The organism is Mesorhizobium hawassense, assembly GCF_003289945.1.
Lineage (GTDB): Bacteria > Pseudomonadota > Alphaproteobacteria > Rhizobiales > Rhizobiaceae > Mesorhizobium > Mesorhizobium hawassense.
In genome coordinates this window covers 274506-297471 of record NZ_QMBP01000005.1, presented here as the reverse complement: position 1 = coordinate 297471, position 22966 = coordinate 274506, and the positions used below count along the sequence as shown (strand labels likewise).

Sequence of the window (22966 nt, the reverse complement as noted above, 5' to 3'; positions counted from 1 at the left end):
GATGAGCCTGGTCGAAACAGATGATGTCGAAGGCGGCGAGATCCTCTCGCTGCATCAGCGCATCCTGTCCGATATTCGCGACAAGATTCTTTCCGGCGCCTGGGCGCCGGGCCATCGCATTCCTTTCGAGCACGAGCTGACGGCTCAGTATAATTGTTCGCGCATGACGGTGAACAAGGCGCTGTCGCAGCTCGCCAAGGCCGGCCTGATCGAGCGGCGCCGCCGCTCCGGCAGCTTCGTGCGCCAGCCGCAGTCGCAGGCCGCGGTGCTGGAACTGCACGACATCAGGATCGAGGTCGAGGCGCTCGGCCTGCCCTACCGCTATGAGCGGCTAGAACGCGTCAAGCGGCGCAGTGGTGCCGACGACCGTGCGCTGCTCGGGCTTTCCGCCGCGGGTCCAGTGCTTGCGCTCGAAGGCCTGCACTTCGCCGGCGAACGGCCGTTCGCGCTCGAGCAGCGGCTGATCAACCTGTCAGCGGTAGCCGAGGCGGCTGAGGAAGAGTTTCTCGACATCGCACCCGGCCCCTGGCTGATCGGCCGCGTGCCGTGGAGCGAAGCCGAGCACCGCATCCGCGCCATGGCGGCGGACGAGACAATCGCCGATGCGCTTGATATCGACGCGAACGCGCCCTGTCTGGTGGTCGAGCGCCGCACCTGGAGCGCCGAGCACCCGGTGACGCATGTGCGGTTCATCTATCCGGCGGAGAGCCACACTCTGGTGGCACGGTTCACGCCGTCGCAGGGATAGTGCCGGCGCCCCCTTCTCACCTTGCGGGAGAAGGTGGATCGGCGCGATAGCGCCGAGACGGATGAGGGGTGTTCCAGCGGAGTGAGACGTTTGCGTTCCCTGGAGCACCCCTCATCCGGCCGCTTCGCGGCCACCTTCTCCCACAGGGGGAGAAGGGGACAAGCGCTTTACAGCGCCGCCGTCACAATAATCTCGACCAGATATTCCGGGGTGGCGAGCTTGGCTTCGCCGGTGGCGCGGGCGGGCGTGTGGCCCTGCGGCACCCACTTGTCCCATTCGGCGTTCATCTCGGCGAAGGTCTTCATGTCGTCCAGCCAGATGATCGCCTGAACGATCTTGGTCTTGTCGGTGCCGGCCTTGGCCAGCAATTCGTCGATGGTTTTCAGGATGTCGCGGGTCTGCGAGGCGACGTTGCCGCCGGGCTCGCCGACCTGGCCGGCCAGATAGACGGTGTTGCCGTGAATGACGATCTGGCTCATGCGCGGGCCGACATCGATGCGACGAATGCTCATTCGAGAGGTTCCTTTGTTTCCTGGAGTCGCTGCTCTTTAGAGTCCGGGCCGGCTTGGGGCAAGGCCGGCGGGCGCGAAACCAATTGAGCCAATTGTGTGGGTATGCCCTGCTTGCGTACACGGCGAGTTGACCGGTCGTGACACAATTGCGCCCGGCCGCCGTGTTGACTAATGTAATAACATCACAAATCGACAACGCACTCGATTTCGCGGACCGCCGTTTGATGACCAATGCCTGCCTGACCTTCCGCGACCTGACGCTTGGCTATGGCAGCCATCCCGCCATCCATCACCTCAACGGCGTTGTCCGCAAAGGCTCGCTAACGGCCGTGGTCGGCGCCAACGGGTCGGGCAAGTCGACGCTGATGAAGGGCATTGTCGGGGTGCTGAAGCCGATGGAAGGCGCGGTGGTCCGCGTGCCCGGCGTGCGCACGGCCTATCTGCCGCAACAGTCGGAGCTCGACCGTTCCTTTCCGGCGCGTGTGGTCGACCTGGTCTCGCTCGGGCTGTGGCCGAAGCGCGGCATGCTCGGCCGCTACACCAAGGAAGACCGCGAATCCGTCAGCAAGGCGCTGATGGCGGTCGGGCTCGGCGGCTTCGAGAAGCGGCCGATCGACACGCTGTCCGGCGGCCAGTTGCAGCGCACGCTGTTTGCCCGCGTGCTTTTGCAGGACGCCGACCTGATCCTGCTCGACGAACCGTTCAACGCGGTCGACGCCAAGACGGTCGGCTACCTCGTCCAGTTGATCAAGCGCTGGCATGGCGAGGAACGCACGATCATGGTCGTGGTGCACGACCTCGATCTGGTGCGGCAGAATTTTCCGGAGACGCTGCTGCTGGCGCGCCAGCCCGTCGCCTGGGGCGACACCAAGGAAACGCTGCGGCCGGAAAACCTGCTTAAGGCGCGGCGCTTTCACGAGGCGTGGGAAGAAAACGCGCCGTGGTGCGAGCCCGAGGATCACGATCACAGTCATGATCATCCGCACGATCATCACGATCATGCGCATGATCACCACCACGACCACCAGCATGGCTCCGGACCGAGGGCGGCGTGATGGATTTTCTGTACGGCCTGTTCATCGCGCCTTTCGCCGATTTCGGTTTCATGCAGCGGGCGCTGTTCGGCTCGCTGATGCTGTCGCTGGGCGCCTGCCCGGTCGGTGTCTTCCTGATGCTGCGGCGCATGAGCCTGTCGGGCGACGCGATGGCGCACGCCATCCTGCCGGGCGCCGCTGCCGGCTTCCTGCTCTATGGCCTTGAGATCCTGCCGATGACCATCGGCGGGCTGGTCGCCGGCATCATCGTCGCGCTTGGCGCGGGTGCCGTCTCGCGCTTCACCATCCAGCGCGAGGACGCCTCGATGGCGGCCTTCTATCTGATCTCGCTCGCGGTCGGCGTGCTGATGGTGTCGATCCGCGGCTCCAGCGTCGACCTGATGCATGTGCTGTTCGGCACCGTGCTGGCGCTCAACAACGAGGCGCTGACGCTGATCGGCGGCATCGTCGTGGTGACGCTTGCCTGCCTCGCCGTCTTCTGGCGCGCGCTGGTCGCCGAATGCCTCGACCCGCTGTTCCTGCGCTCGGTGAGCCGCATGGGCAGCCCGGTGCATTTCATCTTCCTCGGGCTTGTCGTGCTCAACCTCGTCGGCGGATTTCAGGCGCTGGGCACGCTGCTCTCGGTCGGGCTGATGATGCTGCCGGCCGCCGCCGCCCGCTTCTGGACGGTGCGCGTCGAACCGATGTGCGTGCTCGCCGTGCTGATCGGCTTTGCCTCCTGCATCGCCGGGCTGCTTTTGTCCTACCACGCCTCACTGCCCTCCGGCCCGGCGATCATCCTTTCGGCCGGAATCGTCTATTTCTGCTCGATCCTGTTCGGCACGCGCGGCGTGCTGCGCGCCCGCATCGTGCATCACCGCCACCGGACCGCCTGACCCCATCCCCAAGCAAGGAGACAGTCCCCGATGTTGAAATCCTTCCGTGCCGCCCTGGCTCTGAGCGTTATAACATTAGGCGCCTTCGCAACCTCGTCCGCCTTCGCGGCGCCGCTGAAAGTGGTGGCGAGCTTCACGGTGATTGCCGACTTTGCGAAGAATGTCGGCGGCGACCGCGTCAACATCACCACCATCGTCGGGCCGGACGGCGACGCGCATGTCTATGAGCCGAGCCCGGCCGACGCAGTGGCGATGGCCGGCGCCGATGTCGTGCTGGTCAACGGCCTGCATTTCGAAGGTTTCCTGCAGCGCCTGGTCGACGCCAGCGCCACCAAGGCCTCGATCGTGACGCTGACCAAGGGCGTGACACCGATCGCCTTCAAGCCGGAATTCGCCGATGCGGACGCTGCCGAAGGCGCCGACACCGGCGGCGGCAAGACCGTCACCGACCCGCACGCCTTCCAGTCGATCGCCAACGCCAAGATCTATGTGAAGAACATCGCCGACGCGTTCTGCGCGGCCGACGCAGATGGCTGCGACAGCTACAAGGCCAACGCCGCCGCCTACACCACCAAGCTCGATGCGCTGGAAGGCGAAGTGAGGGCGGCAATCCAGTCGATCCCGGAGGCCAAGCGCGTCGTCATCACCTCGCATGACGCCTTCGGCTATTTCGAGCACGAATACGGGCTGACCTTCCTCGCGCCGCAAGGCATCTCGACCGATTCCGAGCCGTCGGCGGCCGACGTCGCCAAGCTGGTCAAACAGGTCAAGCAGGACAAGGCGGCGGCGATCTTCGTCGAAAACATCACCAATCCGCGGCTGATCGAGCAGATCGCCGGCGAGACCGGCATCAAGGTCGGCGGCACGCTCTATTCCGACGCGCTGTCGGGGTCGGACGGCCCGGCCTCGACCTATATCGACATGATGCACAACAACATCACGCAGATCAAAGGCGCGATCCTGGGAAGCTGAGCTGACGTCCTGGAGGACAATGACCAACGCCGGCGCCGCCCCTCATCCGCCCTTCGGGCACCTTCTCCCCGTGAACGAGGAGAAGGAAGGAAGACGGTTGGAATTTCCCGCGCGCGATGTCTATTTGGCAGAGAATTCCTTCAATGCGGATTGCCGCCCCTCTCCCGGAGTGGCAAGACTGACCCCAAAGAGATCGCGAGGACGACACCATGGAATACCGCCAGATCAGCGACGACTATTCGGTCTCCGGCCAGATCCAGCCGCAGGATATCGCGGCCATCAAGGACGCCGGCTTCAAGAGCGTGATCTGCAACCGGCCGGACGACGAGCAGCCGGGCCAGCCATCGGCTGGGAGCGTCCAGGCTGCGGCCGAGGCGGCAGGGCTCGCCTTCCGCTATATCCCGGTCATCAGCGGCCAGATCACCATGGACAATGTCGAGGACCAGGCAGCCGCGCTCGACGAGCTCGAAGGCCCGGTGTTCGCGTACTGCCGCTCAGGCGCGCGCTGCACCAACCTTTATGGGCTGATTCAGCAGCAGCGGGGGTGACGCAAGTTGGCCTTGCCACCTGCCTGCCGGCTAACGATGCCGGTTGGCGATGATGTGGCGCAGGCCAAAGAAAGCGGCAAACAAGACTACGAATAGGACGAGTTGGTCCAGGGGGATCGTGCTGACAACGAGCAGTACGAAGCCGGCGAGGCAAATCGGAAAGCCTATAGCGCACCACCAGCGCGATTTGGGATGAGTTAAGAGACCCTGGAACCCAAGCTTTCTATCCCACCACGACAAGCCTTTATCGGCCAATAGCTCCGCATTCCAAGTGTCATAGCCGTGGCGGAGAAAAATCAGACCGCCGATTGTGAACGGCACGAGCCCGACCACAAAAAGAATGAACCCGGCAAGCTGAAGATTGGACATGGCTCCCACTCAAATCGGCAGTGCGCCGGTTTCCTTCAAAGTCTCCAGCACGATCGCCGTCTTCACATGCTGCACGGATTCGTGCGGCAGGAGAACACCGTTGACGAACTCCGACAATGATTTGAGATCGGGCGTCACCACCTTCAAGATGTAATCCATCTCGCCGGTCAGCGCGTGCGCCTCCTGCACCTCGGGCAGCCGCGCCACCAATTCGCCGAAGCGGCGGGCGTTGTCGCGATTGTGGGTCGCCAGGGTCACCGAGATGACGTTGACCAGCGAAAAGCCGAGCCTGTCGCGATCGAGAACCGCTCGATAACCCTTGATATAGCCGTCATCCTCCAGCCGCTGGCGGCGGCGCGAGCATTGGGAGGGCGAAAGGTTCACGCGCTCCGAAAGATCGTTGTTGGTGTAGCGCGCATCGTCCTGCAAAAGCGCCATTATCTTGCGGTCAAATTGATCCAGGCGCGCATCATCCATGGTTTTTTCTCCTTTCATGCACAAATTACGCACATGATGCGCATTTCAGGCGGTTGAATGCAAGCACCGTGCGACGGCTCCGCGCTATCATGGTGAAAGTTGGCCAAGCACGGCCGCAACAGTTTTTGGAGGACTGCCATGGGCCCCTTCCCGCACGACGCCCCACCGGCCAGGATCAGCAAGCAAAACCCCGCCGGCACCGACGGTTTCGAATTCGTCGAATTCGCGCATGCCGAGCCGGCAAAGCTCGCCGAGCTCTTCACCCGCATGGGTTATATCGCGGTGGCGAAGCACCGTTCGAAGGACATCACCGTCTGGCGCCAGGGCGACATCAACTATGTCGTCAATGCCGAGCCCGGCTCGCATGCGATGAAGTTCGTCGAAAAGCACGGGCCCTGCGCCGCCTCGATGGCTTGGCGCGTGGTCGATGCTAAGCATGCCTTCGACCATGCGGTGTCGAGGGGCGCCACACCCTATGAGGGCATCGACAAGGCGCTCGACGTGCCGGCGATCGTCGGCATCGGCGGCTCGCTGCTTTATTTCATCGACGGCTATGGCGAGAAGGGCTCGGCCTATGACGCCGAGTTCGAGTGGCTGGGCGAGCGCGACCCGAAGCCCGTGGGCGTCGGCTTCTATTTCCTCGACCACCTCACCCACAATGTCTATCGCGGCAACATGGACAAGTGGTGGGACTTTTACCGCGACCTGTTCGGCTTCAAGCAGATCCATTTCTTCGACATCGACGGCAAGATCACCGGCCTGGTCAGCCGCGCCATCACCTCGCCCTGCGGCAAGATCCGCATTCCGCTGAACGAGTCCAAGGACGAGACCAGCCAAATCGCCGAATATCTGAAAAAGTACAATGGCGAGGGCATCCAGCACATCGCGGTCGGCACCGACGCCATCTACCAGGCAACCGACAAGCTCGCCGCCAACGGCCTGAAGTTCATGCCCGGCCCGCCCGACACCTATTACGACATGTCGCATGACAGGGTGAACGGCCATGACGAGCCGATCGAGCGCATGAAGAAGCACGGCATCCTCATCGACGGCGAAGGCGTCGTCGACGGCGGCATGACCAAGATCCTGCTTCAGATCTTTTCTAAGACCGTCATCGGCCCGATCTTCTTCGAGTTCATCCAGCGCAAGGGCGACGAAGGCTTTGGCGAGGGCAATTTCCGCGCCCTGTTCGAATCGATCGAGCAGGACCAGATCAAGCGCGGCGTGATCAAGCTGGACGGCAAGGCGGCGTAAGCGACGCGCGGATATCTTGCAGCGCGATCAATTATGACCTAAATTATGGTCATAAAGGATCGTGCTCATGAATGTCTCCATCGCCGAAGCCAAGGCCAAATTATCGGAACTCGTAAGCCGCGCGGAAGCCGGTGAGGAGATCGTGCTTACGCGCCATGGCAAGGTTGCCGCACGTATCGTACCACCAGCAGTAGCGGAGCCGCTGCCGCGTATCGGCGCCTTAAAAGGCAAGATCTGGATTGCGGACGACTTTGACGAACTCGGTCCCGAATGGGACGAGTACGTCAAATGACGACAGGTCCGTTTCTCGCCGATACGCACATTATCCTCTGGTCGATTTCGGACGATCGACGTCTCAGCGAACAGCACCGTGCCATCCTGAACTCGGAAGCTGTGGTGTTCGCGAGCGCGGCGAGCGTTTGGGAGATCGCCATCAAACGATCGATCGGAAAACTCCAGGCGCCAGATGACCTGCCGACATTGCTTCCAAGGATGCAATTTCAGCCGCTCGCCGTCACCTTACAGCACGCGCATGCGGTGGGCGATCTACCCCCTCACCATGGCGATCCATTCGACCGATTGCTGATAGCGCAGGCACGGTTGGAGAGCCTGACTATCCTGACATCGGACTCGCACTTCGCCCGCTATGATGTCGCGCTGGTCTAACCTCATACCCCCAGCCGCTCGACCTCGTCCTTCCTCAGCTTGATGTCGTAGTCGAGCAGAAATTCATCCAATTGCGGCGGCGCGACAGAGGTGCCGGAGAGCATCGCGTGCACCTGGCCGCGATGGTGAATGTCGTGCAGGAAGACATGGGCGAGGATGTCGCCGATCTTCTCGGGGATCATGCCGTCCTCGCGCCGGTCGGTGATGACGCGGCGGTCGAGGTCGGCTTCCGACAGGCCGTCGCAGAAGACGATGAGCTTGCGGTCGAAATCGGCCTGTGCCGCCGCCAGGCCCGTCGCACCGTCGAACGGAACGAAGTCGTCATAGGCCGCCGCGCCGAGACCGCCATCCGTCAGGAAGTCGAAATAGAGAAGGTCGACCGCGAGGATGTGGTTGAGTGTCTCCCTGATCGACGGGAAGAAGCTGGTGCGCCCGGCTTCGAACTCGCCGGGCTTCAGCGCAAGCACGGCGCGGTAAAGCCGGTCGTTCGACCAGAGATTGTTGCGGGCCATGCGGCGCAGATGCTCGAGCAGGGTCACCGTTCGGGCCTCACTCCTCGTATTTCTCGACCTTCTGCTCGATGGCGCCGAAGATCGAATGTCCCGTTTTGTCCTTCATCTCGATGCGCACCGTGTCGCCAAAGCGCAGGAAGGGCGTCTTCGGCTCACCGCCCTCGATGGTCTCGATCATGCGCAGTTCGGCGATACAGGAATAGCCAGCGCCGCCGGCCGACACCGGCTTGCCCGGCCCCCCGTTCAGCTTGTTGGAGACGGTGCCGGAACCGATGATGGTGCCCGCGGCGAGCGGCCGGGTTTTTGCGGCATGCACGATCAGCGCCGGGAAATCGAACGTCATGTCGACGCCGGCATTGGCACGGCCGAACGGCTTGCCGTTGAGATCGGCGAGCAGAGCGAGGTTGACCTTGCTGCCGTCCCAGGCATCGCCCAGCTCGTCCGGCGTGACCGCGACCGGCGAGAAGGCCGAAGATGGCTTCGACTGGAAGAAGCCAAAACCCTTTGCGAGTTCCGGGCCGGTGATGGCGCGCAGCGTCACGTCGTTGACCAGCATCACCAGCCTGATCGCGTCCCTCGCCTCGTCCAGCTCGGCGCCCATCGGCACATCGTCGACGATGACGGCGACTTCCGCCTCCATGTCGATACCGAATGCTTCGTCGGCCATGCGGATCGGGTCGCGCGGCGGAACGAAGGAATCCGAGCCGCCCTGGTAGATCAGAGGATCGGTCCAGAAACTTGCAGGCATCTCGGCGCCGCGCGCCTTTCGCACCAGCTCGACATGGTTCACATAGGCCGAGCCGTCCGCCCATTGATAGGCGCGCGGCAGCGGCGAATGCGCATCATGCTCGTGGAAGCGCGCCGAAGGGACGGCGTTGGTCTCCAGCGATTCCGCCATAGCCGCAAGATGCGGCGCGATGCGGCGCCAGTCGTCAAGCGCGGCCTGCAACGTCGGCACCAGGAAGGAAGCGTCGGTGAACCGCGTCAGATCGCGCGAGACCACGACCAGCTTCCCGTCGCGCGTCCCGTTCTTCAATGTGGCAAGCTTCATCAGTCCTCCCGATCATCATTCGTAATGTTTGCCGGCATAGAGAATTCTGGCCGCCGCCTTCCAGGGATTGTCGGCTGCGAGATGCGCCGCATCACCGCGGCTGTCGTCGGTCCAGGTGGTGGCCCAGGCGACCGAGGCTTCAAGGAAATTTGCTATCGAGCCGTTTTCCCACCCGTTCCAGCCTGATGAATAGGGTCCTGCGGGCCTCGCTGCCTCCTTGCAGTCCGCATCTTCGCGATCCTCGCGCAATGCATCAATGAAGCGGACAAAGGATGGAAGGTCCTGCACACTGTCCAGAAACGAAGAGAGCTGTACCGAGGACGCCGTCCCGGATGCGCTCACCTCGTCCCAAAGCTTCTCGTCGGCCATCGTCACTCCAGAAGCCCCACAACAAGGCCGTCGCAAGCAATCGTCAAGTCACCCGACCAAGTTTTCCTGACGGCGGCAATCCAGTCGGCCTCGCCGACCGCCGGATCGTCGGCGGGAATGAGGTGATTGAGCACCAGCCGCTTCACGCCGGCATCGCTGGCGATACGCCCGGCTTCTTCAGCCAGGCTGTGACTGGCAAAGAGATGCTCGCGGAGCCGAGCGCCATTGCCGGTCCTTGCAACCAGCCTTTCGACGCCCTCCTCGAGCATCGCTTCATGCACAAGAATGTCGGCCCCTTTGGCAAAGCCGGCCAGCGGTGGAAAGAACGCCGTGTCGGCGGAGAACACGACGTTCCTGCCGCCATGCTCGAAACGCAACGCGAAGCAATCGGTCACCGGCGGATGGTCGACGCGCAGCGCCGACGCCGTCAAGCCCCCCTCCTCCAGAATCACGCCCTCGGCGAATTCCTTCACCGTAACCAACTCGCGGATGTCCGGCCGGCCTTCGTCGACGATGCGGATCTCGATGTCGAAATCCATCGCTTGGCAGAAGCGCTGCCAGTAGTGGCTGGTGCCGGGCGGTCCATAGACGGTTACAGGCGTCGCCAATCCCGCCGTCCAGGCGGTGAGGATCAATGGACCGAGCTCCAGAACATGGTCCGAATGAAGATGCGTGACGAAGATCAGGTCGAGCGCCTTCAGGCTCATGCCGGCATCGACCAGGCCGCGCGTGACGCCCAGCCCGCAATCGATGACGAAGTTGCGCCCGCCGATTTCAAGCAGCGACGAACTCGGCCATGGCCCGCCCGGCCGCAACGCCGGGCCGCCTTTGGAGCCGAGAAGGACGAGACGGTCCATCGCTTTGCCTGCGCTCAAGACCAGTCGCCCTCGGGGGTGCCGTTGAAACGCTTCTTCAGGTCGGCCCAGCAGTCGATGTAGTTTTCCTGCAAGGTGCCGAGCTCGGCGGCATAGCGTGTCAGCATCTGGGGAAAACGCGTCTCGAACATGAAGGCCATGGTGTTGTCGAGCTTGACCGGTTTCAAGTCCCCGCGGGTGGCTTTCTCAAAACCTTTCGCGTCCGGCCCATGCGCCAGCATCTGATTGTGCAGACTGATGCCGCCGGGGACGAAACCTTCCTCCTTGGCGTCGTACTGGCCGTGGATCAGGCCCATGAACTCGCTCATGATGTTGCGATGGTACCAGGGCGGCCGGAACGTGTTTTCCGCCACCAGCCAGCGCGGCGGGAAGATGACGAAGTCGACATTGGCCGTGCCCTCCTCGCCGCTCGGCGCCGTCAACACGGTGAAGATAGACGGATCGGGATGGTCGAACAGGATGGCGCCGACCGGCGAAAACGTCGCCAGATCATACTTATAGGGCGCGTAGTTGCCGTGCCAGGCGACGACGTCGAGCGGCGAATGGCCAAGCTCGGTGACATGGAAGGTGCCGCACCATTTGACGATCAGTCGGCAGGGCGTCTCCTTCTCCTCGAACCAGGCGCAGGGCGTCTTGAAGTCGCGAGGGTTGGCCAGGCAGTTGGCGCCGATCGGGCCGCGGTCCGGCATGGTGAATTTGGCGCCATAATTCTCGCAGACGTAGCCGCGCGCCTCCTTGTCGGAGAGCTCGACCTTGAAGACGAGGCCGCGCGGCAGCACGGCGATCTCGCCCGGCCGAAGCTCTATCACGCCCATCTCGGTGACGAAGCGCAGCGCTCCGACCTGCGGCACGACCAGCAACTCGCCGTCGGCGTTGAAGAAATGGTCGTCGGCCATCGAGCGGTTGGCGACATAGACGTGGGCTGCCATGCCGGATTGGCCGACCGTGTCGCCGGCCGTGGTGAAGGTACGCATGCCGGAGATGAAGTCCGTCGGCTCGCTCGGCATCGGCGTTGGGTTCCAGCGGTATTGGCCGAGCGCCAGTTCGTGGTCGCCGATGCTGGGTCCGGTCTTCCACAGCGGATAGCTCGCGCTCTTGAAGCGGCCGGTGTGCTTCACGCTCGGCCGGATGCGATAGAGCCAGGAGCGCTCGTTGGTGCCGCGCGGCGCGGTGAAGGGCGAGCCCGACAGTTGCTCGGCATAGAGCCCGTAGGCCGGCCGCTGCGGCGAGTTACGGCCCTGCGGCAGCGAGCCGGGCAGCGTCTCGGTTTCGAAATCATTGCCGAAGCCCGGCATGTAGGAAAAGCCCATCCGATCCTCCCTGATCCCGGCTTGCAAGCGTCCCGAGACACGGCCTGCCGGCGATGTTGACCAAACTGGTTTCATTTGTAACCATCGAAAATGTAACTATCAACGGTCAAGGCGCGCATCATGGAACCGGACATTCTGGAGCTGGAAAGCTTCCTGCCCTATCGGCTCTATCGGCTGGCGGACACCGTCAGCCGCGAATTCTCGCGCATCTACAAGGAGCGCCACGGCCTGACCCGGCCGGAATGGCGCACGCTTTCCGGGCTTGGCGAGCGCGGCACGATGACGGCGACGGAACTCGGCGAGCAGTCGGCGATGCACAAGGCCAAGGTGTCGCGCGCCGTGGCCGAGTTGGAGCGCCGGCGCTGGCTGACGCGGACGGCTGACGAGAACGATCGGCGCGTCGAGCACCTGGCGCTGACCAGGGCCGGGCTTGCGGCCTATCGCGAGATGGTGCCGCTGGCGAAGGCTTTTGAAGGGGAATTGCTGGCGAGGCTGAGCGTGGAGGAGCGGGTGGCGATTGTTAATGGAGTGGCGGCGTTGGAGAGGGCGTTATCTTGTTCGTAGAGAAAGGACGCCTCCTATCCTTCGTCATTCTAGGGCGGAGCAAGGAGCGAAGCGACGCGCGCAGACCCTAGAATCCATGCCGCGACATTGGCCGTAGAATGCAACGGTCCAGAAATAGCCGTTGGCGATGGTGCCAGCTAGGATCGGTCCATGACAGGCTACGTTTACATGACCGCAAGCCAGAAAGGCGGCACGATCTATATCGGTGTCACCAACGACCTTGCGCGTCGGATCCCCGAACACAAGACCGGCCGAGGCTCCAGCTTCACCAGCCGTTACGGCGTGCAGCGTTTGGTCTGGTACGAAGAGTATTTCGACATCGCTGACGCCATTCAGCGAGAGACGTCATTGAAGCGCTGGCCACGCAAATGGAAGATCGAATTGATCGAGAAGACCAATCCGGAATGGTTCGAGCTGTTTCGCGGAGTTGGCTGGTGAACGTTCTGGACCGTGGCGGATCTCAGGCGTCACGGCATGGATTCTAGGGTCTGCGCGCGTCGCTTCGCTCCTTGCTCCGCCCTAGAATGACGAAGGATGGGAGGCGTCCTCCTGCCTCGGTAAGGACCTCTTACCAATCCATTACCACCTTGCCCGAACTCCCACTCCGCATCGCGTCGAAGCCTACCTGGAAATCATCGATCCCAATCCGGTGCGTGATCAGCCCCGACACGTCCAGCGGCCCCTGCACCAAAGCAATCATCTTGTACCACGTCTCGAACATCTCGCGGCCGTAGATGCCTTTCAGGTGCAGCATCTTGAAGATGACCTTGTTCCAGTCGATCTCGAAGCCGGTGGGCGCGATGCCGAGGATGGCGATCTTGCCGCCATTGTTCATGGTGTCGATCATGTCGCGGAACGCGGGCGCCGCGCCCGACATCTCCAGGCCGACGTCGAAACCTTCAGTCATGCCGATCGACGGCATCACGTCGCCCAGCCTTTCCTTCGAGGCGTCGACCACATGCTGCACACCGAGCTTGCGCGCCAGATCCAGCCGCACCGGGTTGATGTCGGTGATGACGACTTTACGCGCGCCGACGCATTGCGCGACCAGCGCGCCCATGATGCCGATCGGCCCGGCGCCGGTGACCAGCACGTCCTCGCCGACCAGATCGAAGGACAGTGCGGTGTGCACGGCATTGCCCAGCGGATCGAAGATGGCGGCGATCTCGTCCGGCACGTCGTCGGGAATCGGCACGACATTGTGCTGCGGGATGACCATGTATTCGCCGAAAGCGCCGGGGCGATTGACGCCGACGCCAAGCGTGTTGCGGCAGAGATGGCCCCTGCCCGCGCGACAGTTGCGGCAATGGCCGCAGACGATATGCCCTTCGCCCGAGACGCGCTGGCCGACCTTGTATTCGGTGACCGCCGCGCCGAAATCGGCGACCGTGCCGACGAATTCATGGCCTGTCACCATCGGCACCGGCACCGTCTTCTGCGCCCACTGGTCCCAATTGTAGATGTGGACGTCGGTGCCGCAGATCGCGGTCTTCTTGACCTTGATCAGCACGTCGTTGGGGCCGATGTCCGGCACCGGCACCTCTTCCATCCAGATGCCCGGCTCGGCCTTGGCCTTCACCAGCGCCTTCATCATGTTGGACATTCTCGATCCTCAAACCAATCAGCAAATTAAGGAATTAATGCGGACTATCACCTGCTGTCGGTGAATACATCCAGATCAAGCTTTGGCCCTTTGCCTTGCAATTTTTCGAGGGCGCAAACAGAGTGCAGCCAGAAATACTGCTTGGGTGGATCATCTTCGTTGGACCAAAGATTCCGAAGCGAGACCTCGACGGCTTGGGTATCCTCCTTTTCGATCCCCGTGCCACAGAACCAGCACTGAATGCCGTCGTTGTTGGTCATTTTAACACTCCCAGCTCTCTTCCGACCGCACCGAACGCCTCGACCGCGCGGTCGATATCGGCACTGGAATGGGCGGCCGACATCTGCGTGCGGATGCGCGCCTGGCCCTTCGGCACCACCGGGAAAGAAAAGCCGATGACGTAGATGCCGCGCTTCAGCATGCGCTGCGCCATCTCCTGCGCCAACGCCGCGTCGCCCAGCATCACCGGGATGATCGGATGGTCCGCACCGGCAAGCGTAAAGCCGAGCTTACCCATTTGCGAACGAAACCGGTCCGCATTGGCATATAGGCGCTGGCGCAACGCGTCGCCATTGCGGATCAGGTCGAACACCTTGATCGAGGCGCCGGCGATCGCCGGCATCAGTGTGTTGGAGAAGAGATAGGGCCGCGAGCGCTGGCGCAGCCAGTCTACGACCTGCCTCTTGCCCGAGGTGTAGCCGCCGGAGGCGCCGCCCAGCGCCTTGCCGAGCGTCCCGGTGATGATGTCCACCCTGCCCTCGACGCCGCAATGCTCGGCCGAGCCACGACCGTTCTTACCGACGAAGCCGACCGCGTGGCTGTCGTCGACCATGACCATCGCATCGTATTTTTCGGCGAGATCGCAGACACCCTCGAGGTTGGCGATAATGCCGTCCATCGAGAAGACGCCGTCGGTGGCGATCAGCCGGAAGCGGCAATCCTTCGCCTCCTTCAGACGGGCTTCGAGATCGGCCATGTCGTTGTTGGCGTAGCGGAAGCGCCTGGCCTTGGAAAGCCTGACGCCGTCGATGATCGAGGCGTGGTTCAGAGCATCGGAGATGATGGCATCCTCCTCGCCGAGCAGCGTCTCGAACAGGCCGCCATTGGCGTCGAAGCAGGACGAATAGAGGATGGTGTCTTCCATGCCGAGGAAGGAGGAGATCGTCGCCTCCAGCTCCTTGTGCTCTTCCTGCGTGCCGCAGATGAAGCGTACCGAGGCCATGCCGTAGCCGTAGCGGTCGAGCGCATGCTTTGCCGCGTCGCGCAGATCCGGGCTGTCGGCGAGGCCGAGATAGTTGTTGGCGCAAAAATTCAGCACCTTCTCGCCGCCGACCTCGATCTCGGCGGACTGCATCGAGGAGATGACCCGCTCGGACTTGTAGAGCCCGGCCGATTTCAGGCCCTGCAGCTCGCTGTCGATGTGGGAAAGGAATGCTTTGCTCATGGTCCGGCCCTGTTCGGTTCGTGGCCGGACTGTCGCGCTACGGCTCCAAAAAATCCATCGCAAAAGCGACCGCTTCGGTGGCGTCGCGAAAGCCCGGTCGCGATGTTTCGCAGCGGCGCGGCGCCGATGCGCGCAAAAATGAGGTGTGCGGGAAAGGACGTGATAACCATTTCGCGAGCTTTGTCACGCTGCCGCGACCGCCGCCGGCCTGCCTTGCCGACCTGTTAACCCTTTCAGGGCAAGCGTTTTCCCGCCAGAACCTTGGCAGGAATCCGTCGACCGAAGGGGTCACTCAAGTTATGTCGCAGCAGCCAGTGCATAGCGTTTCACGCAAGCTGATCCTGCTCATCAAGACCGGCTACTGGCTGGCGCTGACGATCATTGCCGCCATGGTGGTGGCCTCGTTCGTGCTCTTGCAGCAGCTGATGGCGCAGCAGCAGCATAACGACACGCTGCTCGACATCGTCTCGACGCAAAAGGCGCTGTCGCAGCGCATCGTCTTCCTGGCCAGCGCCACCGGCGCCGCCGCGCGCGACAAGCAGCCGGCGCTGGTGACCGCGCTCAAGCAGGCGACGGGCGAGTTCGAGACCAGCTACGACCAGCTGCTCAAGGAGACCGGCGCCGACCCGCTGTCGCCGGCGCGCAACGATCCGAAGTCGATCGAATACGTGCTGTTCAACAAGCCGTTCCACCTCGATTATTTCTCGGTCGGCCTCGTCGCCAATGGCGACAGGCTGGTCTCGTCCTTCGAGTCGCAGCTCGGCATGCAGAGTGACGGCTACAAGGGCGGCGGCGAACGCGTCGGCCTCGATGCCTCAGTGGCCAATGCGACCATGTCCGGCTATGCCGCGCTCGGCCAGCGCATCAGCGCCTTCGCCGACGAAAAATCCAGCAGCATCCTCGACCTGCACCGCAAGTTGTTCTTCGCCACGCTCGGCGTCATCGTGCTGGTGGCGCTGTTCATCTTCCGGCCGATGTCCAACGCCATTCTGCGCAAGACGCGCGAACTGGTCGACGCGCGCAACTCGATGGCCTTCATCGCCGTGCATGACGGCCTGACCGGCCTGCACAACCGTACCTTCCTCACCGACCATTTCGACACGCTGATCAAGGGGGCGCACCGCCGCCGCGAGCGCCTGGCGGTGATCCAGTTCGATCTCGACCGCTTCAAGCAGATCAACGATACGCTCGGCCATGCCGCCGGCGACTATGTGCTGGTGGTGACGGCGCAGCGCATGCGCGATTCCTGCCGCGCGTCGGATCTCTGCGCGCGGCTTGGCGGCGACGAGTTCGTCATGATCCTCAACGGCGCCGGCTCGACCGAGGACATCCATGCGCTGGCCAAGCGCATCCTTGGCGAGATCAACGAGCCGATCACGTTCCAGGGCACGACCATCATGCCCGGCGCCAGCGCCGGCATCGCGGTCTACCCGGTCGACGCCGACAACGCGCAGGACCTGCTCGTCCATGCCGATCTCGCACTCTATTCGGCCAAGAAGCTGGGCGGCGGAAATTTCTCCTTCTTCTCGGAAGAGCTGCGGCGCGAGCTCGACTACCGCAAGCAGCTCGAGCAGGACATCCGTACGGCGATCGCCAACAAGAGCTTCGAGGTCTATTTCCAGCCGCAGGTGTCGCTGACCAGCGGCAAGATCAGCGGCATCGAGGCGCTGGTGCGCTGGAAGCACGAGACGCGCGGCATGATCTCGCCCGGCGAATTCATTCCCGTCGCCGAGAAATGCGGCTTTATGCCGGATATCGGCCGCATCGTCATCAGCAAGGCGATCGAAGAAGCCGCCGAGTGGGATCGCGCCGGCATCGATTTCGGGCGCATCGCCGTCAACGTTTCCGGCACGGAGCTGCGCGAGCCCGATTTCGACGCCTTCCTGTTCGGCACGCTCGAACGCGCCGGGCTGGCGCCGCAGAAGCTGTCGCTGGAAATCGTCGAATCCGTCATCCTCGACGACGAGAAGACCGGCATCGCCGCCAAGCTCAGGCACATCCGCGCCGCCGGCGTGCATCTCGAACTCGACGATTTCGGCACCGGCTATGCCTCGCTCAGCCACGTCAACCCGAACGAGATCGACCGGCTGAAGATCGACCGTCGCTTCGTTCAGAACATCAATGAGAACGGCGACAACACCAAGATCGTGCGTGCCATCACCGAGCTTGCCCGGGGACTCGGCATCTCGATCGTCGCCGAAGGCGCCGAAACCGAGGCCGAGCTCGACTCGCTGATGGCGATCGGCTGCGACCAGGTGCAGGGCTATTCCATCGCCTTCCCGATGCCGCAGGACAAGGCGCGCGAATGGCTGCTGGCGCGCAGCCCGAAGAAAGCGAAGCTGAAAGTGCTGCGGGGCAGCCTCGCTTAGGGTCAATTGTTATTGGGGTGAGGCCGGCCCACCCGAATCCCAACTGACCTGGGCAATCCACTGGGACTTGAGACAGCCACACTGGCATGGCGGCTTGCTAGGATTGCTCAGGCTGCGCCACTACGCCTTCGGCGCGATAGCGGGTTACGACTGATGCACTGCCGCATTCGCCCTTAGCATCGCCAGCACCTCGGCGAATTCGGCCAGCCTGTCATCGGGAATGTCAGCCCGCAGCCGCTTGTCGAAGGCGACGGCAGCGAGCCGCAGCTTTTCGAACAGTGCTTCGCCGGCTTCCGTCAGCGCCACCTGATGGACCCTGCGGTTCTCCGGATCACGGCGTCGCGTCAGCAACCCTTGCGCTTCCATGGCGTTGAGGTGATGCGTCAGCGTCGCGCCCTGAATGCCGATCATGCCAGCAAGCTCGCGCTGGTTGGCGAGTTCCTTCGACTTGACCGACAGCAGGGTCAGCCAGACCGGCAGCGTGCCGCCGGCTTCGACCAGCGCGGCGTCGAAAGCCTGGGCCACCACCTTCGCTGTGCGGGCTAGATTCATGCCGACGGGCGGGCGGTCAAACGGTGTCATGACGTGACAGTAGTGCAAGCAGCGGGGACGTGAAACTCGGCTGAATGAATTGACATCTAACCGTTAGATATCTAACTTTGTCTTATTGATGGCGCCGCATCATGGTCGGCGCGCAGGCGGCGGGCGGCAGAGAGGAATGTGGTCATGCAATATGTCTATATCGTCGTCATCGGCCTGCACGTCATGGCCGGCGTCTTCTGGGCCGGCACGACCATCGCGGTCGCCCGCGATACGGAGATCAAGGCGGAGCGCTTCATCCGGCCGCAGCTTGGCGCCTCCGGCATGGTTTTCCTGACCGGCATACTGCTCTGGTATTTCTTCCATGAGGGCTCGTTCGGCTCGATGGAGAAGGTGCTGGCGCTCGGCATTTTGACGGCGCTGATCGCCGCCGGCGTGCAGGGCGCACTTGTCGCCTCCGCCAGCAGGCAACTGGCCGGCGCCGATCAGGCGACGCAGACCCAATTGCGGGCAAAGATGACCAGAGGCGAACGCATCGCCGGCGGGCTCTTGGTCATCACCGTGCTTTGCATGGCGACCGCCAGGATGTTTTAGAACCGCACGGTCGGCGAAAGCCGATCATGCGCGGCGCGCAACGGGCCAAAGCGGCAGGTGGCTCTCCTTGCAAAGGTCCGTTGCGCGTCACGTGGCCGTGCTCAAATCCGGATCCCGAACCGGATGCCGTCATAGATGGCTGCGTGGATGTTGCGCGAGGCGACGGCATCGCCGATGCGGAATAGGACAAAGCCGCCGTCGGGATTGCGCGATGGGAAGATCTCGCCGCCGCTCACCAACCGCTCGTAATCGACCGCGCCGGCGTTCTTCGACAGCGGCTTCAGCGACAGATAGAGGTCGTCGAGCGGTGCGGTGCCGTGCTCGACCACCACTTGGTCGATCCGCCGCTCGCCGCGCCAGCCGTCGGCGAAGTCGGAAGCCAGCTCGGCGATAAGCTGGTTGCCCTCGCGCCGCACCGAGCGCAGCCTTGTGTTGATGGTGACGGTGACGCCCTTTTCGTGGAAAGCGCGCATATAGGGAACGTGGTTCAGGCCGCCCATTTCCGGCGCGAAAAAACGCTCCGGCGAAACCAGTTCGAGCTTCGAGCCGCAGTTGGCGATCAACTCCGCCGCACCCATGCCCTGATGGCCGCCATTGTCGTCGTAAAGCAGAACGTTCTCGGCCGGCTTGACGCTGCCCGCCATGATGTCCCAGCTGGAGGTGACGAGATTGTCGCCGGCCGTCAGCGGCGGGTTCTGCGGCAGGCCGCCGGTCGCCACGATCACCACATCCGGCGCCAGCGCCAGCACGTCGTCCTTCTCGGCCCAGGTGTCGTAGCGGATCTCGACGCCGAGGCGGTCGAGTTCGGCCAGCCGCCAGTCGATGATGCCGATCAGTTCCTTGCGGCGTGGATTCTGGGTTGCCAGCCTCACCTGGCCACCAGCCTGGCTCGACGCTTCCAGCACGGTCACCTGATGTCCGCGCTCGGCGGCGACGCGCGCCGCTTCCAGGCCGCCTGCGCCGGCGCCCACCACAACCACGCGCTTGCTCGGCCCCTCGCTCTTTTTGATGATATGCGGGATATCGGCCTCGCGGCCGGTCGCGGCGTTGTGAACACAGAGCGCCTCGCCGCCTTCATAGATGCGGTCCAGGCAATAGGTGGCGCCGACGCAAGGGCGAATCTCGTGCTCGCGGCCTTCCATCACCTTGCGGATGATGTGCGGGTCGGCGATGTGGGCGCGCGTCATGCCGACCATGTCGAGCTTGCCGGTGGAGATGGCGTGACGCGCGGTGGCGACATCGGAAATGCGCGCCGCGTGGAAGGTCGGGAATTTCGTCGCCGCCCGCACCTCACCGGCAAAATCGAGATGCGGCGAAGACCGCATGCCGGTCACCGGAATGACCTTGGTCAGGGCCGCGTCGGTTTCGATCGAGCCGCGGATGATGTTGAGGAAATCGACCTTGCCGGAACTGGCGAGCCGCCTGGCGATCTCGACGCCCTCCTCCTTCGACAGACCCTTTGCGAAATCCTCGTCGGCGACCATACGGATGCCGACGACGAATTTTTCCCCGACCGCCTTGCGCACCGCGTCCAGCACCATGTCGGTGAAGCGCAGCCGGTTGTCGAGCGAGCCGCCGAAATCGTCGTCGCGTCGGTTGGTGGCCGGCGACCAGAAACCGTCCATCAGATGGCCGTAGGCCTCGAATTCGATGCCGTCGAGCCCGGCCGCCTGGCAACGCTGGGCGGCGGCGGCATAGTCGGCGACGATGCGCTCGATATCCCACTCCTCGATGGTCTTGGGAAAGGCGCGGTGCGCCGGCTCGCGCACCGGCGAGGCCGACAGCACCGGCAGCCAGTCGGCCTTGTTCCAGCCGGTGCGGCGGCCGAGATGGGTGATCTGGATCATCACCTTGCAGTCGTGCTCATGGCAGGCATCCGCGAGCTCGGCCAGCCACGGCACGATCCTGTCGTCATAGACATGCAGGTTGCCGAAGGCGGCGGGGCTGTCGCGCGACACGATCGCCGAACCCGCCGTCATGGTCAGCGCCATGCCGCCCTTGGCCTTTTCGGCATGGTAGAGCCGGTAGCGTTCCTTCGGCATGCCGTCCTCGGAATAGGCCGGCTCATGGCTCGTCGACATCAGCCGGTTCTTCAGCGTCAGGTGCTTGAGCTGGTAGGGTTGGAGAAGCGGGTCGCTGCTGGTCATCGTCTTCCTGCCGTTTCAAATTGTGCTAATGAGCGGCCCAAACCCGCCGCGTCTGAAAGATTGCGGCGTAATTTCCGCCTTGTTTTGCCTGCCGCTCGGACTTTTGGGTGGCAGCAAGGAGCCGCCCATGACCGACGCCAAGAACCTCACCCAACTCGGCAAGCACGTCGAGACTCCACAGAGCCCCGAACAGGCGGTCCTGGAGGCCGTGCCGTTCCAGCGCGGCGACGGCCCGCCGGCGATCGTGCGCTTCACCTGCCCTGAATTCACCTCGCTCTGCCCGGTCACCGGCCAGCCCGACTTCGCCCACATCGTCATCGACTACGCACCCGACGAAATGCTGGTGGAATCGAAGTCGCTGAAGCTGTTCATGACCTCGTTCCGCAACCACGGCGCCTTCCACGAGGAGTGCACGGTGATGATCGGCCGCCGCATCGTCGAGGTGACCAAGCCGCTCTGGCTGCGCGTCGGCGGCTACTGGTTCCCGCGGGGCGGCATCCCGATCGACGTTTTCTGGCAGACCGGCGCACCGCCCAAGGACGTATGGCTGCCCGACACGGGCGTTGCGCCCTATCGCGGAAGAGGCTGAGCGCTCAGACATGGCCGGCCTGGCAGAGGTTCTTTGACAGGAACGGCAGCACCGAGCCGCGGTAGCGCGACTGGTCGTAACGCATCAGGTCGACATGGCCGGCGCCTTCAAACCAGACGAGCTCCGAGGTCGGCGCGGCGTCATGCAAGGCTGTCACCTGCCCGTGATCGATGAAGGGATCGGCACCGCCTGCCAGCAGGATCAGCGGTTTGCCGATCTTGCCGATGCGGTCGACAGGCCTGACGTCGTCGGCGCCGAAGCCGAGGCGCACCGACATCTGTGCCAGCAGGATATCGGCCTGCAAGCGACGCAACGCAGGGAACGGCATGCGCCAGGCCGTCGTCGCGCGCAACGTCGCATAGAGCTGTTCGAGCACATAGGCGTCGGCCTGCGCCTTCGGCGCCGCAAAGACAAACGATGCGGCGCCCAGCGACGAGCCGAGCGCGCCGATTTTCTGACCGGGAAAGCGCTGCCTTGCATAGGCAAGGATTCGGGCGGCGTCCTGCCCTTCGCTGTAGCCGAAGCCCTGAACGGTGCCGCCACTCTCGCCGTGACCCGACAGGTCGAAGAGGACCACGGAATAGCCGGCGTCGAACAGCATTTTCGCCCTTTGCACCGAGGCCAACCGGTTGGCGCCGCGGCCATGCAGCAGAACGATCGCGCCGCAACTGCCCTGACGCTCGGCCACCCAGCCGACAAGATCGGGCGTGCCTGGCTGATCCAGCGCGACCCGGTCGACGGGCAGGTCGCCAGGCGCCGTCAGGGTCTGACGCGGCTCCCGGGCAATCAGCATCGTGCCGACGCGCCACGTGCCGATGCCACCGACGATGCACATCGCGGCCAGCGCGAGCCCGAGCAAAGCGCGAACTCTCATAGGCAATGACCCAGCGGCGCATTCATCGGCAACTCACTCGCACTGGTACTGGCTGAGCGCCCATTCGCCGGTCACCGACAGAAGATCGGATACCTTCCAGTCGCCGCCGACCTTCTTCAACTTCCATTCCAGCCGATGCTGGTGGCCCTCGACGACGAAGGCGACGACCACCTTTGCCTGGTCGCCATTGACGGCCTCCATGGTGCGCAGACTCTTGTCGATGGCGAGCTTGTCATAGTCGGCATTGTCGAGCGCCATGTTGGGGTCGAGGCACTCGCCCTGCCCTGAGGCGCGCAGCGTATCGCTCTTGTCGAGCACGGTTTTCGCCGGATCGACGAAGTTCTTGCGCTGGGCGGGGTCCAGTTCCAGCCCGAGATGCTCATAAAAAGGCTTTACCACCGCCGTGGGCGATCCTGGCAGAACAGGCGCGACGGGCGCCGGTTCGGCCGGCTTGCTTTCCGGTTCCGTAGCCGCCGGCGGCGAGTTGTCGACCACAGGTGGCGACTTGTCGACCGCAGGCGGCGACTTGTCGCCGGACGAGGCTTTTGGCGGCGCGCCGAACAGCCCCTGCGCGCAGGCGCCGCCGTTCAGCCCCGCGGCCAGCATCGACAAGCTCGACAGCGCGAGGACGAGACGGCGAAGCACGGCG

Annotated in this window: 28 protein-coding genes; 13 read left to right on the top strand and 15 right to left on the bottom strand. The window is 63.5% G+C overall.

What is annotated here, in order from left to right:
- The first annotated feature begins 1 nt into the window (after position 1).
- Positions 2-748 (top strand): histidine utilization transcriptional repressor HutC, encoded by a 747-nt coding sequence (gene hutC, locus DPM33_RS13960; RefSeq protein ID WP_112098007.1) that lies wholly within the window; start codon positions 2-4, stop codon positions 746-748.
- A gap of 167 nt (positions 749-915) precedes the next feature.
- On the opposite strand, the gene DPM33_RS13955 is transcribed toward hutC, so the two are convergent.
- Positions 916-1260: a RidA family protein gene (locus DPM33_RS13955; protein WP_112098006.1), complete on the bottom strand. Its 345-nt coding sequence runs from the start codon at positions 1258-1260 to the stop codon at positions 916-918.
- 224 nt (positions 1261-1484) lie between these two features.
- Here DPM33_RS13955 and aztA point away from each other — a divergent pair, with 224 nt between their 5' ends.
- From aztA to DPM33_RS13935, 4 genes are all read left to right on the top strand, one after another.
- Positions 1485-2315, top strand: coding sequence for a zinc ABC transporter ATP-binding protein AztA (aztA, locus tag DPM33_RS13950; RefSeq protein ID WP_112098005.1), 831 nt, complete (start codon positions 1485-1487; stop codon positions 2313-2315).
- Positions 2315-3190, top strand: coding sequence for a zinc ABC transporter permease AztB (aztB, locus tag DPM33_RS13945; protein ID WP_112098004.1), 876 nt, complete (start codon positions 2315-2317; stop codon positions 3188-3190). The genes aztA and aztB overlap by 1 nt, the downstream gene beginning before the upstream one ends.
- A gap of 30 nt (positions 3191-3220) precedes the next feature.
- Positions 3221-4162, top strand: a complete 942-nt coding sequence (gene aztC / locus DPM33_RS13940) for a zinc ABC transporter substrate-binding protein AztC (RefSeq protein WP_112098003.1) — start codon at positions 3221-3223, stop codon at positions 4160-4162.
- Positions 4163-4371: 209 nt separating this feature from the next.
- The gene (locus DPM33_RS13935) at positions 4372-4710 is read left to right on the top strand and encodes a protein tyrosine phosphatase family protein (protein ID WP_095767791.1); all 339 of its coding nucleotides are present in this window, start codon (positions 4372-4374) and stop codon (positions 4708-4710) included.
- A gap of 30 nt (positions 4711-4740) precedes the next feature.
- Here the strand turns inward: DPM33_RS13935 and DPM33_RS13930 are convergent, their stop codons facing one another.
- Complete coding sequence (locus DPM33_RS13930; RefSeq protein WP_112098002.1) at positions 4741-5079, bottom strand: hypothetical protein; 339 nt, start codon at positions 5077-5079, stop codon at positions 4741-4743.
- A gap of 9 nt (positions 5080-5088) precedes the next feature.
- Positions 5089-5556 (bottom strand): Lrp/AsnC family transcriptional regulator, encoded by a 468-nt coding sequence (locus DPM33_RS13925; protein WP_042646286.1) that lies wholly within the window; start codon positions 5554-5556, stop codon positions 5089-5091.
- Positions 5557-5694: 138 nt separating this feature from the next.
- Here DPM33_RS13925 and hppD point away from each other — a divergent pair, with 138 nt between their 5' ends.
- The 3 genes from hppD (at position 5695) to DPM33_RS13910 (ending at position 7476) form a co-directional block, all read left to right on the top strand.
- On the top strand, positions 5695-6810 hold the full coding sequence (gene hppD / locus DPM33_RS13920; protein WP_112098001.1) for a 4-hydroxyphenylpyruvate dioxygenase: 1116 nt from the start codon (positions 5695-5697) through the stop codon (positions 6808-6810).
- 67 nt (positions 6811-6877) lie between these two features.
- Positions 6878-7102, top strand: coding sequence for a type II toxin-antitoxin system Phd/YefM family antitoxin (locus tag DPM33_RS13915; RefSeq protein WP_023780515.1), 225 nt, complete (start codon positions 6878-6880; stop codon positions 7100-7102).
- Entirely contained in the window at positions 7099-7476 is a 378-nt protein-coding gene (locus DPM33_RS13910; protein ID WP_112098000.1) for a type II toxin-antitoxin system VapC family toxin, read from the top strand. The genes DPM33_RS13915 and DPM33_RS13910 overlap by 4 nt, the downstream gene beginning before the upstream one ends.
- 2 nt (positions 7477-7478) lie before the next feature.
- On the opposite strand, the gene DPM33_RS13905 is transcribed toward DPM33_RS13910, so the two are convergent.
- Genes DPM33_RS13905 through hmgA form a run of 5 tightly spaced genes read right to left on the bottom strand, consistent with a single transcriptional unit; the run spans position 7479 to position 11593 of the window.
- Positions 7479-8015 (bottom strand): DinB family protein, encoded by a 537-nt coding sequence (locus DPM33_RS13905; RefSeq protein ID WP_112097999.1) that lies wholly within the window; start codon positions 8013-8015, stop codon positions 7479-7481.
- Positions 8016-8025: 10 nt separating this feature from the next.
- A complete protein-coding gene (locus DPM33_RS13900; protein ID WP_112097998.1) occupies positions 8026-9039 on the bottom strand; it encodes a fumarylacetoacetate hydrolase family protein in 1014 nt (337 codons plus the stop codon).
- A gap of 15 nt (positions 9040-9054) precedes the next feature.
- Complete coding sequence (locus tag DPM33_RS13895; protein ID WP_208648398.1) at positions 9055-9408, bottom strand: DUF7660 family protein; 354 nt, start codon at positions 9406-9408, stop codon at positions 9055-9057.
- 2 nt (positions 9409-9410) lie between these two features.
- A complete protein-coding gene (locus tag DPM33_RS13890) occupies positions 9411-10265 on the bottom strand; it encodes an MBL fold metallo-hydrolase (protein WP_112097997.1) in 855 nt (284 codons plus the stop codon).
- A gap of 14 nt (positions 10266-10279) precedes the next feature.
- Positions 10280-11593: a homogentisate 1,2-dioxygenase gene (gene hmgA, locus DPM33_RS13885; protein WP_112097996.1), complete on the bottom strand. Its 1314-nt coding sequence runs from the start codon at positions 11591-11593 to the stop codon at positions 10280-10282.
- Between the two features lie 120 nt (positions 11594-11713).
- On the opposite strand from hmgA, the gene DPM33_RS13880 reads away from it, so the two are divergent.
- On the top strand, positions 11714-12157 hold the full coding sequence (locus tag DPM33_RS13880) for a MarR family winged helix-turn-helix transcriptional regulator (protein WP_112097995.1): 444 nt from the start codon (positions 11714-11716) through the stop codon (positions 12155-12157).
- A gap of 150 nt (positions 12158-12307) precedes the next feature.
- Positions 12308-12595 carry a GIY-YIG nuclease family protein gene (locus DPM33_RS13875; protein ID WP_112097994.1) on the top strand — a complete coding sequence of 96 codons (288 nt, stop codon included), beginning with the start codon at positions 12308-12310 and terminating at the stop codon, positions 12593-12595.
- Positions 12596-12725: 130 nt separating this feature from the next.
- On the opposite strand, the gene tdh is transcribed toward DPM33_RS13875, so the two are convergent.
- From tdh to DPM33_RS13860, 3 genes are read right to left on the bottom strand one after another with little or no spacing between them, the layout of a single operon-like run.
- The gene (gene tdh / locus DPM33_RS13870) at positions 12726-13760 is read right to left on the bottom strand and encodes an L-threonine 3-dehydrogenase (RefSeq protein ID WP_112097993.1); all 1035 of its coding nucleotides are present in this window, start codon (positions 13758-13760) and stop codon (positions 12726-12728) included.
- A 47-nt stretch (positions 13761-13807) separates the two neighbouring features.
- On the bottom strand, positions 13808-14020 hold the full coding sequence (locus DPM33_RS13865; RefSeq protein ID WP_112097992.1) for a hypothetical protein: 213 nt from the start codon (positions 14018-14020) through the stop codon (positions 13808-13810).
- Positions 14017-15204, bottom strand: coding sequence for a glycine C-acetyltransferase (locus tag DPM33_RS13860; RefSeq protein ID WP_112097991.1), 1188 nt, complete (start codon positions 15202-15204; stop codon positions 14017-14019). Before DPM33_RS13860 ends, DPM33_RS13865 begins: the two co-directional genes overlap by 4 nt.
- A gap of 299 nt (positions 15205-15503) precedes the next feature.
- Here DPM33_RS13860 and DPM33_RS13855 point away from each other — a divergent pair, with 299 nt between their 5' ends.
- Entirely contained in the window at positions 15504-17573 is a 2070-nt protein-coding gene (locus tag DPM33_RS13855; protein WP_112098056.1) for a putative bifunctional diguanylate cyclase/phosphodiesterase, read from the top strand.
- A gap of 144 nt (positions 17574-17717) precedes the next feature.
- Here DPM33_RS13855 and DPM33_RS13850 read toward each other — a convergent pair whose 3' ends face one another.
- Entirely contained in the window at positions 17718-18155 is a 438-nt protein-coding gene (locus DPM33_RS13850) for a MarR family winged helix-turn-helix transcriptional regulator (protein ID WP_112097990.1), read from the bottom strand.
- Between the two features lie 144 nt (positions 18156-18299).
- Between DPM33_RS13850 and DPM33_RS13845 the strand changes: the two genes are divergently transcribed.
- Positions 18300-18707, top strand: a complete 408-nt coding sequence (locus tag DPM33_RS13845) for a hypothetical protein (protein WP_112097989.1) — start codon at positions 18300-18302, stop codon at positions 18705-18707.
- Between the two features lie 101 nt (positions 18708-18808).
- Here DPM33_RS13845 and DPM33_RS13840 read toward each other — a convergent pair whose 3' ends face one another.
- Positions 18809-20854: an oxidoreductase gene (locus tag DPM33_RS13840; protein ID WP_112097988.1), complete on the bottom strand. Its 2046-nt coding sequence runs from the start codon at positions 20852-20854 to the stop codon at positions 18809-18811.
- Positions 20855-20981: 127 nt separating this feature from the next.
- On the opposite strand from DPM33_RS13840, the gene queF reads away from it, so the two are divergent.
- Positions 20982-21443 (top strand): preQ(1) synthase, encoded by a 462-nt coding sequence (gene queF, locus DPM33_RS13835; RefSeq protein ID WP_112098055.1) that lies wholly within the window; start codon positions 20982-20984, stop codon positions 21441-21443.
- Positions 21444-21447: 4 nt separating this feature from the next.
- Here the strand turns inward: queF and DPM33_RS13830 are convergent, their stop codons facing one another.
- Together DPM33_RS13830 and DPM33_RS13825 are read right to left on the bottom strand one after the other, a co-directional pair.
- The gene (locus DPM33_RS13830) at positions 21448-22317 is read right to left on the bottom strand and encodes an alpha/beta hydrolase (RefSeq protein ID WP_112097987.1); all 870 of its coding nucleotides are present in this window, start codon (positions 22315-22317) and stop codon (positions 21448-21450) included.
- A 33-nt stretch (positions 22318-22350) separates the two neighbouring features.
- Entirely contained in the window at positions 22351-22962 is a 612-nt protein-coding gene (locus tag DPM33_RS13825; protein ID WP_112097986.1) for a YqhG/Tai3 family protein, read from the bottom strand.
- Positions 22963-22966 lie beyond the last annotated feature (4 nt).

Excerpts from the sequence above, each read along its gene's own strand:
- hutC (WP_112098007.1), top strand. The coding sequence starts at position 2 with ATGAGCCTGGTCGAAACAGATGATGTCGAAGGCGGCGAGATCCTCTCG.
- DPM33_RS13955 (WP_112098006.1), bottom strand. The coding sequence starts at position 1,260 with ATGAGCATTCGTCGCATCGATGTCGGCCCGCGCATGAGCCAGATCGTC.
- aztA (WP_112098005.1), top strand. The coding sequence starts at position 1,485 with ATGACCAATGCCTGCCTGACCTTCCGCGACCTGACGCTTGGCTATGGC.
- aztB (WP_112098004.1), top strand. The coding sequence starts at position 2,315 with ATGGATTTTCTGTACGGCCTGTTCATCGCGCCTTTCGCCGATTTCGGT.
- aztC (WP_112098003.1), top strand. The coding sequence starts at position 3,221 with ATGTTGAAATCCTTCCGTGCCGCCCTGGCTCTGAGCGTTATAACATTA.
- DPM33_RS13935 (WP_095767791.1), top strand. The coding sequence starts at position 4,372 with ATGGAATACCGCCAGATCAGCGACGACTATTCGGTCTCCGGCCAGATC.
- DPM33_RS13930 (WP_112098002.1), bottom strand. The coding sequence starts at position 5,079 with ATGTCCAATCTTCAGCTTGCCGGGTTCATTCTTTTTGTGGTCGGGCTC.
- DPM33_RS13925 (WP_042646286.1), bottom strand. The coding sequence starts at position 5,556 with ATGGATGATGCGCGCCTGGATCAATTTGACCGCAAGATAATGGCGCTT.
- hppD (WP_112098001.1), top strand. The coding sequence starts at position 5,695 with ATGGGCCCCTTCCCGCACGACGCCCCACCGGCCAGGATCAGCAAGCAA.
- DPM33_RS13915 (WP_023780515.1), top strand. The coding sequence starts at position 6,878 with ATGAATGTCTCCATCGCCGAAGCCAAGGCCAAATTATCGGAACTCGTA.
- DPM33_RS13910 (WP_112098000.1), top strand. The coding sequence starts at position 7,099 with ATGACGACAGGTCCGTTTCTCGCCGATACGCACATTATCCTCTGGTCG.
- DPM33_RS13900 (WP_112097998.1), bottom strand. The coding sequence starts at position 9,039 with ATGAAGCTTGCCACATTGAAGAACGGGACGCGCGACGGGAAGCTGGTC.
- DPM33_RS13895 (WP_208648398.1), bottom strand. The coding sequence starts at position 9,408 with ATGGCCGACGAGAAGCTTTGGGACGAGGTGAGCGCATCCGGGACGGCG.
- DPM33_RS13890 (WP_112097997.1), bottom strand. The coding sequence starts at position 10,265 with ATGGACCGTCTCGTCCTTCTCGGCTCCAAAGGCGGCCCGGCGTTGCGG.
- hmgA (WP_112097996.1), bottom strand. The coding sequence starts at position 11,593 with ATGGGCTTTTCCTACATGCCGGGCTTCGGCAATGATTTCGAAACCGAG.
- DPM33_RS13880 (WP_112097995.1), top strand. The coding sequence starts at position 11,714 with ATGGAACCGGACATTCTGGAGCTGGAAAGCTTCCTGCCCTATCGGCTC.
- DPM33_RS13875 (WP_112097994.1), top strand. The coding sequence starts at position 12,308 with ATGACAGGCTACGTTTACATGACCGCAAGCCAGAAAGGCGGCACGATC.
- tdh (WP_112097993.1), bottom strand. The coding sequence starts at position 13,760 with ATGTCCAACATGATGAAGGCGCTGGTGAAGGCCAAGGCCGAGCCGGGC.
- DPM33_RS13865 (WP_112097992.1), bottom strand. The coding sequence starts at position 14,020 with ATGACCAACAACGACGGCATTCAGTGCTGGTTCTGTGGCACGGGGATC.
- DPM33_RS13860 (WP_112097991.1), bottom strand. The coding sequence starts at position 15,204 with ATGAGCAAAGCATTCCTTTCCCACATCGACAGCGAGCTGCAGGGCCTG.
- DPM33_RS13855 (WP_112098056.1), top strand. The coding sequence starts at position 15,504 with ATGTCGCAGCAGCCAGTGCATAGCGTTTCACGCAAGCTGATCCTGCTC.
- DPM33_RS13850 (WP_112097990.1), bottom strand. The coding sequence starts at position 18,155 with ATGACACCGTTTGACCGCCCGCCCGTCGGCATGAATCTAGCCCGCACA.
- DPM33_RS13845 (WP_112097989.1), top strand. The coding sequence starts at position 18,300 with ATGCAATATGTCTATATCGTCGTCATCGGCCTGCACGTCATGGCCGGC.
- DPM33_RS13840 (WP_112097988.1), bottom strand. The coding sequence starts at position 20,854 with ATGACCAGCAGCGACCCGCTTCTCCAACCCTACCAGCTCAAGCACCTG.
- queF (WP_112098055.1), top strand. The coding sequence starts at position 20,982 with ATGACCGACGCCAAGAACCTCACCCAACTCGGCAAGCACGTCGAGACT.
- DPM33_RS13830 (WP_112097987.1), bottom strand. The coding sequence starts at position 22,317 with ATGAGAGTTCGCGCTTTGCTCGGGCTCGCGCTGGCCGCGATGTGCATC.